Below are 9,094 nucleotides of genomic sequence, written 5' to 3' on the forward strand. Positions count from 1 at the left end.
GATTTACAACGATCTCATAGGCCTTCAAGAGGGTTTAGTCGATAAAACACCTTTGGCTAAGAGAAATATGAGTGAATTTTAGATCCAGATAATCATCATAACCTTTGGTTATTTGAGGGTTTTTCTTGTTGTTTTTTTATTTTAAAACAATAAGTCTCTTTTAAGTTCCTTTTATTTTCGTTCGTTTGAGTTATCCACAGGCAAAAACAGGGTTTACCCTTATTTTATAATTATTTTTAAAAGACTTATTTTAGACCCCACGCAAATGTAGGTTATACAAGGGGTTGCTGGAACTAAATGGGACGTATTGACGCACATTCTTAGCTTAAATGGGACGTATTGACGCACAAATGGGACGTATTGACGCACAAATGGGACTTGTATAAAATAGAAGTCCTAATTGTAAACGGAGCAGTAGAGATGGAAAGCAATGCGATTTTAGATAAGCCGAACAGATACCCCAAAATGTCAAATGATTTGTTGAAAGCAGCTCATCAGTCAGGTTTGCACGAAATGAAATTGATTGTATTGGCGGCAAGCAAACTACCGCAAAGCGCTGACGCTGCTGATTTTGATGCTCTAGCACCCATATACATTACTAAAGATGATGCGTTATCTATTGGTTTTAATGCGAAAAATGTCGCTCGTGATTTACGCACTGCTTGTAGCAACTTACGAAGCAGAGAGATTGTAATACCTACCCCTTTTGGTGATAAGGTGACAGGCTGGGTATATAACTTGTTATTTTTCAAAACCGAAATATTTAGAAAGCTTAAAGAGCGATACCCTGACAGCAGACATGATGATGAGTTTATAGAACAGCTTCGATTGCATAATCTAATTGATACTCTGCCATTTGTAATGAAATCTGACGAAAATCTAATGGCTCGTGTGATTATGCATCCTGATGTCGTGCCGTTCTTGTTTCAGTTGAAAAATAACTATACTCAAATAGACCTATTCGAACTTGCAAAGCTTACCGATAGTGTCTATAGCTTGCGTATATTTTTGCTGATGATGCAATGGAAATCATCAGGAAAAGTATATAAACAACTAGATGAATTAAGAAGAGAGTTTCGATTATTAGATAAATACGAAAATACGAAAGACTTACGCAGACGTGTCATAGATATGGCAGTCAACGAAATAAACGAAAAGACAATATATAAAGTATCTTACGAACTAAAAAAAACTGGACGCAAATATACGCATTTGGAGCTGAAATTCACAGAAAAAGGGCAGCCGAAAAACGTAACGCCTGCCCGTGACCCAGACACTATTAATATGTTCACCAATTATACTGATAAGCAACTGGCAAGAGCAGTGCATAGTAAGAAATTTATGGCAGATTATAACGGCCTAATAGCAGCTCAGAACCCCGCTAACCAATCAAGTGGCGCTTGGATTAGTCACATGGTTGAATGGGTTAAAAAAGATCCTGAGCGCTTTACTAAGCGTCCTGTGCAAGAATATTTGGATGATGAGCAAGCGCCTAGATTCTGAACTTGCTTCACCCTGGCGTAGGCGGCTTAAAATGAAGTTAATTTAATAATAGGCTATTAGCCTATTATTAACTGAAGAAGCAAAAAAAATGGTAATCCAGTAACTGTAGGTCCTAGTCTAAAAAAGTTCGCTATGGCTACCTAATCTATGCAATAGCACGTCATTGCCTCGGATTTCATAGATCAACACTAAATCAGGCTTGATATGGCAATCTCGACAACTCGACCAATTGCCCGTCAGAGCATGATCTTTATACTTTTCTGGCAAGGGTTGGTCTTTGACTAAACAATTAAGTACTTCCGCCCATGCAGGTGTTAAGAGTTCAAGATGGTGTTTTTTAGCATCTCTTTTAAGCTGTTTAGTGGGATATACTTTTCTAGCCATTCTCACTTTCTACCAACACATCAGTTAACTCATCTGCATGGTAGCCAGTAAGCTTACCTGTTTCGTAGTCTTCACGGCCTTCAATAATTGCTTTAGCTGTTTCAGCATTAGGGATGCAACTTGCCCAATTAAGAGATAGGGGTATGGTTTTGGTATGCGCAATCTCATTTAAAAACATACGCACCGCTTGAGTTGGTGTTAACCCATATTGCTCAATAACGGAGTAAGCACTTGCCTTTAAATCGTCATCAAGGCGCATATTAAAATTACTTTGACTCATAGCAATAACCTTATGTAATGTTGTTAGCATTACATTGTATATCATTTAGCTGTTAATAAAGTAGATGTTGTTTATCTTTACCTAATGCTTTTTGTTGCTATTATTTAAATTAATAGGTTAATAACCTATTAATTTAAATAATAGCACTTCTACTGCTACTGCCCTCCACGGCATGCTCTTAAATAGGCCCAATAGTTACCACCAGCGCCACTTTTTTACTTTTTGAGTTATTGGTTCAGTAGTATTTACTTCCTGAGCAGGATGGACCGTTTCAGCCTTAGTTACATTATCGTCTGTGTTGCCTGACTGTTGTTCATCTTCTGTTGGTTTATGAGGATCCATACCAATCAACCTGCTTTGTACAAGCTCCTGTATACTCATATTAGCTTTGCTCAGATTGTCATTTAATAGCTCAATCTGGCGTTGATAATGCGTAACTTGTTGTCGGCAATCCTTATTGACTAATTCTTGTTTTTGCAGCGACTCTTCTAAGTGCTTGTTTTTTAACTGTTCTAGCTCTAATTGATGCTGTAATTCAGCTGTGCTTTCAGGTGTCATGCTTGACGACAAACTCTGTATACCACTGACTGAATCTACACGTTTAGTTTGCTTAGGCTCTCCAAATGCTCTAAACATTTCAGCAGTATCAATCATCTTGTTAGAGTCTCTAGAAAGCTTACCATTATTGATGTTGTTATAAATGGTGTTCCTAGTAATACCCCACTGTTTAGCCGCGTCCGTAACTGTTAATTTCAAGTGTCACTCCCTGCTAAATTGCTTTTTTTGAGCGTTCAATCATTGAACATTATTACACGTTTGACTTAGAGTGTATATTTTCAGGATACCCTTTACTTGAGAGGCATGTGATTTGTTGCAGATATGGGAGGATAGTACTTCGTGAAGTGACAGTTTGAGGGTTTAATAAACGCAAACACCTAAAATAGTCTGTTATAAGTGGTTTTATTATAACGGTCTATTTTAGGTGGTCTATTAATATTTTATAAGGCGTTTTTAGGTGGTTCCGCTAGGGTATACCTTGTTTTTCATACTAGCAAGTATTCGTTAGGTTTGATATTCAGTAAGTAGAAAATCGACTGCCGCCGCCGCATGAATGGCTGTAGTATCAAATATTGGAATAGTACTATCTTCTTTACTAACAAGTAAACCAATCTCAGTACAACCTAATATCACACCTTCTGCTCCCTTCATTTCTAAATCTTTAATGACTTGACTGTAGTACTGACGTGAACTATCAAGCAATTGACCTTGGCATAGCTCATCATAAATGATCCGATGTATCTCTGTTCGTTGCGCTTCATCAGGTATCATCACGGTTAAACCAGCATCAATTAAACGTTGCTTATAGAAATCTTGGGTCATCGTAAAATTAGTCCCTAGTAACGCAATGTTTTTTAAACCTTTTTGAGTAATAACTTTTGCTGTAGCATCAGCAATATGAATTAATGGTAAACCTGTAGCATTTGCTACATTCTCTGCAACTTTATGCATTGTATTAGTGGCTATCATCAACCCTTGCGCGCCAGCGGCTTTCAGTTGTAGACCGCTATCAGCTAATATAGTGCCCATTTCTTCCCACGCATCTTTTGCTTGTAAGCTGCTAATAGTTGCAAAATTTAGACTACGAATTATTAGGTCGGCTGAATGTAATCCACCAAGTTTAGCTTTTATACCCTCATTGATTAGACGATAATAACTTTCGCTACTTTCCCAGCTCATGCCACCAATAATCCCTAAAGTATTTTGCTTCAATATTAGGTTCTGACTTTCATTAATTATCATGTACTGCTCCTTATATTTAATATCGAAAAGCTTACTCGATGTACATTGCTAAGTACACTAATAACACCTTATTAACTTAAGTCATTGGCTCTAATAGGCTACAGCTTAGTATTCAAATCCTCACTAGGATGCCAACCCCATACAGACTATCAAATGAAAAACCAATCTAAAAAAGTTGCATCAACACAAAAAACACCCATTTATACGAAATTTGGCATGAGGTAAGTAATAATATTAATTTTTAAAGCAAAAAATAACAGGCATTAGATATTAGAGTGCTTTTACCATTCTAATATCTGTTATTTTGGTGTCTTCATATAATTCTTCATTATATTGCCCATCAGACTCAAAACCAAATTTCTCATAGAAAGTGATTGCAGATAGATTAGTTTTTAACACCCATAAAGATAGCCTAGAACAGCTATTACATTGAGAAGCATCTATTAGGGCTGCGTCCATTAACTTAGTACCTATCCCTAAATTTTGGTATTGCGGTAGGAGATACAGAGTGCTTATTTCACATTCTTGATCTTTCTTAAAGTAAGAAATAAATCCTACAGAGGTATCCTCAGCATTATATGCTATCCATGTACTTACACCAGAGCTAGGTAATAACTTCTCCCACATGTTCACTTTTTGAGATAAGTTATTTTCCTTGTCTCTATACGTTTTAGGTAAAAGGTCCGAGTAAGTAGCATTCCAACTTTCAAAGTGTATATGAGCAATATCTGATACATCGTTCTGGTTTGCCTTCCGTATAAAAAACATGTCGCGCTCCATAGTTAAATATTATGGTAATACCACAGCGTAGCAAAATTCTTCATCTGAGGTCTCGTCTGATTGGTACGTAGATAAGGAAATATCTTGGCTGTCAGGATAATGTTTTAAAGTTAATTCGATTTTATCAATAATACAATCTTCCGAATCTGTCATCTTTCCGTTGTACACAGCTTGTTTAAAGCTCTCACCTTCATGTAGCGTAATTTTATACTTACTTTCTATTTCTCGTAGTTTTGAAAAAATACTCATATTTGATCCGTTTTTAATATGATTTAGATAATCATTATATAGGCTTTTGCATCCTGCAATAAGCCTACATTTCGATGCCTGCATATTGCACTAAACGAGTACAGTTAAATTGATACCACTAGCCTACAGATTAGGATTCAAGGCCTCACTAGGGAACCAGGTTACTTCCATAAAGCATGTTTCGAGCTTCCCATAAACTATAAGATGCAGCACATTTATGGCATAGACTCAATCGCAGATAATAAATTGGATAGCGTGACTAAAAACTTACTTTTATCAGCTTTAGTGCTGTAGCCACCATTTTTTCCACCTTTATATAAATAAGCCTCTATCTACATCGTCGTAATCCTACCCGAAATGAATTCCACTTTAACGGGATGGCCAACCAATTCAGTTAGCTCAGCCTCAATGCGTTTTCGCTCTGCTTCATCCGGTGTTTTGGTGTAGATACTCACGTTAATGGTATTACTCGCTGGACTATAGCCTATTAGTTGAGTATCCGGATAACGTCTAAATATCTCAGGGCTAGCCTTTTCTTGTAAAGCCAGTATCTGTGGCTGCGTGGCATCACTACTGGGCTTAATATAAATTGGGAACGAGTAATATTGGTAATCTTTGTGCTTAAATTGATAAACATATTTTAAGGGTTCGGCTTGGACCGTTTTTAAGGTGATAAAATTTACGCTGTATTCATTGGGGTTATTGTTGTCATAATAAATGCCTGCTATAGCCTCCCCTAATTCTAGTGCGACCGCCTCAATTAGGGGTGCACTGATTCCTTGCAATATCAAGCGACGCTGCGCCTCTTCAATAGACACATTAAATTCTTTGGCATAAAAATCCGCTGCCGAACCCGCGGTAGACTCTGACTCGCTTAAGAGAAAAAATATATCGGTGGTTAACGGCTCATCTTCATACAGTTGATCGGCTGTGGCTTCTATCTTCTGCCAATCAACCGTAATAATGGGGGTTTGAATATTAGACGCTTGGATAGTAGCGCTTTGCTGTACAGGAGCTGGGGACGCCAATGTTGGGTTAATTTGCGCGGTATGGCTGCTAATTTTAGTCAAGGATGCTGTATTTGCACAACTCGCTAAAAATACGCCAGAACTGAAGACTAAAATTCCCTTTGGCACTATCTTATTCATATTCCTGCCTTATTTTTAATGATTTTAAGCATTTATTTAATCTTATATTAACACATCAAGTGCAATGCTAATTTTAACCTTTGGAGGGTGAGAGCAACATTTAGTGTATAGGAATAAATACTAAACCCTCCCTCCCACGCCTTTAAACTTCTCAACAAAAGCCGACATCTTCTGAAAATACATTATCCACGATAACCGTCATCATGGGGAGGAAATGCATCAACCTGCGGATCTGAGAATAACTCACGGATGTCATTATCCGTATATTCCGTATCATCAGGTTGCTTATGTTGTCCATGCTCCTGCTCAGCTGGCTGATCATTAGCTTTAACTGCCTCTTCATCTAGGCCAATATCGCCCCCCAAGCTTTTCACCATACTTGCAAACAACTCTTTGTCTGACTTTCTGGTTAAAAATTGTGGGAAGTTTTTCGCAAAGTAGTTTTGAATAAATTTTTCATCCTCACTCTCTCCTGCTAACACCTGTCCTAAAAAAGCGCCCATCAATATTTTTTGTTTGTTTAATCGCTTATCGAGCTTTACTTGCTGCAGCTTTGCTTTACGCTTTAACTCCTCTAAGCGTTGACGCTCTTTTAACTCATTGGCTTCTTGATTATCGAAAATAGATCCTGACATAATCACAACTCCTTTTATTAATGTTAACCTAGCATAGCAAGGCGCTAGGCATCATTCAATAATCCATGCTACTCTTTAAGATAGAATAATCATAAATCTTATACATTTTATTTTAATGGGTGATTGTTGCGTCCCCCTGACTAAGGGCGAAGTAACGACTCAGTTTTTAATTTATCCACTACGTTACTACATTAAAAACTGAATCGCCCTTCGTTGGGGACACCCCAAACCCCGCACACCACGAAAAGATGTGGTGTGCAAAACCTTTAACCTAAGGCAAGCTATTATGACTATGGTGCATATTGCTACTAAAGCAATTTCTAGAAAAGCAGGACAGTCCGCTGTGGCCTGTGCCGCATATCGCGCTGGTGATGTTTTAGAGGATGCTAAGTATGGCAAGGTTCATGATTACTCTAAAAAGGATGGGGTAATGAGCAGTGATATTGTGATGCCTGCTTCGTTAAAAGGATTGGATGTCAAGATTGATCGCGAGATGCTTTGGAATACTGCCGAAGCATTTGAGGTGCGTTCTGATAGCCGTGTGGCGCGTGAGTGGTTGATTAATTTGCCTTATGAGCTACCTGAAGATGAGCGTCATGCCCTTGCTCTAGAGTTTGCACAGAAGCTGTGTGATGACATGAATGTGATTGCCGATGTGTGTCTGCATCGCCCTGTGATGAAGCTGCCCTTTGATCCTAATGCTAAGCCCAGCTCTAAGCGGCTGCGTGAAGGGGAGCAAAACCCTGACCCTCGTAATTTTCATGCCCATATTATGGTGACGACGCGCGCGCCAGTGATTGGGCCGGATGGTAAGTTGGCATTTGACCCTAAATTTAAAATCCCTTTTGAGTGGTCTAATAAAAAGCGTAAACAAAATGACCTCCCCTCCTCAAGGGAGGAGATTAAGCGTATTCGTAAGCTTTGGGTGGACACTGCCAATCAAAGACTTAAACATCGTAATTTACCGCTTATGGATGAGCGTAGTTATAAGGACCAAGGACTTGATCAGCAGCCCACCATTAAGATGGGGGTTGAGGCGACCGCGATGGAGCGCCGAGGTATTGCTACCGAAAAGGGAGAGACTAACCGTAAGATTCGAGCACGCAATCACGCTGTGTTAGAGCAAAGGAGAGAATATGAGCGACGAATTCAACAATATCGAGACGGACTTGCTTGGGCAACTAAGCAAAATGAGAGATTATCTGGACTCATTGCAGACACAGAACGACGAGCTGAAAGCACAAAACAGCACATTGCATACTGCAATGAACAACGTAGTCGAGCAGCAGATCGAGCTGATAGCACAAAACGATGCATTGAAGACGCAAAATCAGGCACTGCTTGGGCAACTAAGCGATGCGAAAACTTACCAAGCTGGATTAATGACGCAGACAAAAGAAACCATGAAGCACAACAAAGAATTGATGTCTCAAAACGCTGGGTTACGGCAAACTCAAAAAGAGCTACAGACAGCGAATCAATCGCTCAGAGCATCCATCAAGACGCTACAAAGCGAGCAAGACCTGCCCCAACCCCGTTCGATGACAAAGCACGACGAGCAAGAGCTGCTCGACTTGATCAGCAGCAAAGACGAATTGATAGAGAAACTAGAAGAGCAACTTATGAAGATAAGAGAAGATCTGAACGTGCTGAACAGCTTAAGCTAATACTTGCTCATAAATTACTCACGGCCACCCAACCCGATAATTGTTTGAGATCTGGCTGGAATGAGGACCCTAATGATTACCCTGATAAATATGACTATAGACAAATTGAGGTGATTAAAGACTTTGTGACATCACTTAATCTTCAAAGTAAGGATTTTAGAGACAATTTGATAGCGGTTAAAAACAAGATTGATGAGCGCTTTATTACCAACAACAAGGACCTTATCCACCTGGTTAATCATCCTAAGCAGGAGCGTGAGCAGTATAACGAGCGTTTAACGGCGTGGTTTGAATTTAAAGAAGATATTGACCAAAAAAGAGCCGATTTCAACCAAAGCATTATTCCTAAATTAGGCGGTAGCGCCGGAGAGGTGGGTAGTATGACCCGAGATATCATTTCATCATTTGACTACATTCGAGGGTTAGATCAGTTTATTTCTGATGACAAACAAACCATAGAGGCCAGAGAATTAGCTAAATCTCATAGATCAGATACGCTAAATAGAACCTGCCTTCAATTCAAGCATGCCTACTCTGATGTGGCCAAACTGCCTAGTGGTCAGCGAGAGAGTTATATAAACGCTCTAAATTCGACCGTAGAGGTGTTTAAAAATATTTATGGTAGTCAGTTACCAGATGAACAAAATA

At 39.0% G+C, this 9,094-nt stretch carries 10 protein-coding genes; 2 read left to right on the top strand and 8 right to left on the bottom strand.

Annotated elements, in window-relative coordinates; genetic code table 11:
- The first annotated feature begins 420 nt into the window (after positions 1 to 420).
- Positions 421 to 1,503 carry a replication initiation protein gene (locus tag A1232T_RS10125; protein WP_077449298.1) on the top strand — a complete coding sequence of 361 codons (1,083 nt, stop codon included), beginning with the start codon at positions 421 to 423 and terminating at the stop codon, positions 1,501 to 1,503.
- 117 nt (positions 1,504 to 1,620) lie between these two features.
- Here A1232T_RS10125 and A1232T_RS10130 read toward each other — a convergent pair whose 3' ends face one another.
- The 8 genes from A1232T_RS10130 to A1232T_RS10165 all read right to left on the bottom strand — a co-directional run bounded on the left by A1232T_RS10130 (position 1,621) and on the right by A1232T_RS10165 (position 6,779).
- Positions 1,621 to 1,887, bottom strand: a complete 267-nt coding sequence (locus tag A1232T_RS10130) for a type II toxin-antitoxin system YafQ family toxin (protein ID WP_028859970.1) — start codon at positions 1,885 to 1,887, stop codon at positions 1,621 to 1,623.
- Complete coding sequence (locus A1232T_RS10135; protein ID WP_077449299.1) at positions 1,880 to 2,167, bottom strand: type II toxin-antitoxin system RelB/DinJ family antitoxin; 288 nt, start codon at positions 2,165 to 2,167, stop codon at positions 1,880 to 1,882. Before A1232T_RS10135 ends, A1232T_RS10130 begins: the two co-directional genes overlap by 8 nt.
- Before the next feature lie 195 nt (positions 2,168 to 2,362).
- Positions 2,363 to 2,923 (bottom strand): plasmid replication DNA-binding protein, encoded by a 561-nt coding sequence (locus A1232T_RS10140; RefSeq protein WP_077449300.1) that lies wholly within the window; start codon positions 2,921 to 2,923, stop codon positions 2,363 to 2,365.
- A 306-nt stretch (positions 2,924 to 3,229) separates the two neighbouring features.
- On the bottom strand, positions 3,230 to 3,967 hold the full coding sequence (locus A1232T_RS10145) for an aspartate/glutamate racemase family protein (RefSeq protein WP_077449301.1): 738 nt from the start codon (positions 3,965 to 3,967) through the stop codon (positions 3,230 to 3,232).
- A gap of 270 nt (positions 3,968 to 4,237) precedes the next feature.
- The gene (locus tag A1232T_RS10150; RefSeq protein WP_077449302.1) at positions 4,238 to 4,735 is read right to left on the bottom strand and encodes a GNAT family N-acetyltransferase; all 498 of its coding nucleotides are present in this window, start codon (positions 4,733 to 4,735) and stop codon (positions 4,238 to 4,240) included.
- A gap of 21 nt (positions 4,736 to 4,756) precedes the next feature.
- Entirely contained in the window at positions 4,757 to 4,996 is a 240-nt protein-coding gene (locus tag A1232T_RS10155; RefSeq protein WP_077449303.1) for a hypothetical protein, read from the bottom strand.
- Between the two features lie 332 nt (positions 4,997 to 5,328).
- Positions 5,329 to 6,066: a hypothetical protein gene (locus tag A1232T_RS10160; RefSeq protein ID WP_143513985.1), complete on the bottom strand. Its 738-nt coding sequence runs from the start codon at positions 6,064 to 6,066 to the stop codon at positions 5,329 to 5,331.
- Between the two features lie 260 nt (positions 6,067 to 6,326).
- A complete protein-coding gene (locus A1232T_RS10165; RefSeq protein ID WP_077449305.1) occupies positions 6,327 to 6,779 on the bottom strand; it encodes a hypothetical protein in 453 nt (150 codons plus the stop codon).
- Between the two features lie 286 nt (positions 6,780 to 7,065).
- On the opposite strand from A1232T_RS10165, the gene A1232T_RS10170 reads away from it, so the two are divergent.
- Positions 7,066 to 9,094 (top strand): MobA/MobL family protein (locus A1232T_RS10170; protein WP_077449306.1); only part of this gene is annotated, 2,029 nt, incomplete at its 3' end.

The organism is Psychrobacter pasteurii, from assembly GCF_900162815.1.
Lineage (GTDB): Bacteria > Pseudomonadota > Gammaproteobacteria > Pseudomonadales > Moraxellaceae > Psychrobacter > Psychrobacter pasteurii.

Coding starts and splice junctions, on each gene's coding strand:
- A1232T_RS10125 (WP_077449298.1), top strand. CDS start 421: ATGGAAAGCAATGCGATTTTAGATAAGCCGAACAGATACCCCAAAATG.
- A1232T_RS10130 (WP_028859970.1), bottom strand. CDS start 1,887: ATGGCTAGAAAAGTATATCCCACTAAACAGCTTAAAAGAGATGCTAAA.
- A1232T_RS10135 (WP_077449299.1), bottom strand. CDS start 2,167: ATGAGTCAAAGTAATTTTAATATGCGCCTTGATGACGATTTAAAGGCA.
- A1232T_RS10145 (WP_077449301.1), bottom strand. CDS start 3,967: ATGATAATTAATGAAAGTCAGAACCTAATATTGAAGCAAAATACTTTA.
- A1232T_RS10150 (WP_077449302.1), bottom strand. CDS start 4,735: ATGTTTTTTATACGGAAGGCAAACCAGAACGATGTATCAGATATTGCT.
- A1232T_RS10155 (WP_077449303.1), bottom strand. CDS start 4,996: ATGAGTATTTTTTCAAAACTACGAGAAATAGAAAGTAAGTATAAAATT.
- A1232T_RS10165 (WP_077449305.1), bottom strand. CDS start 6,779: ATGTCAGGATCTATTTTCGATAATCAAGAAGCCAATGAGTTAAAAGAG.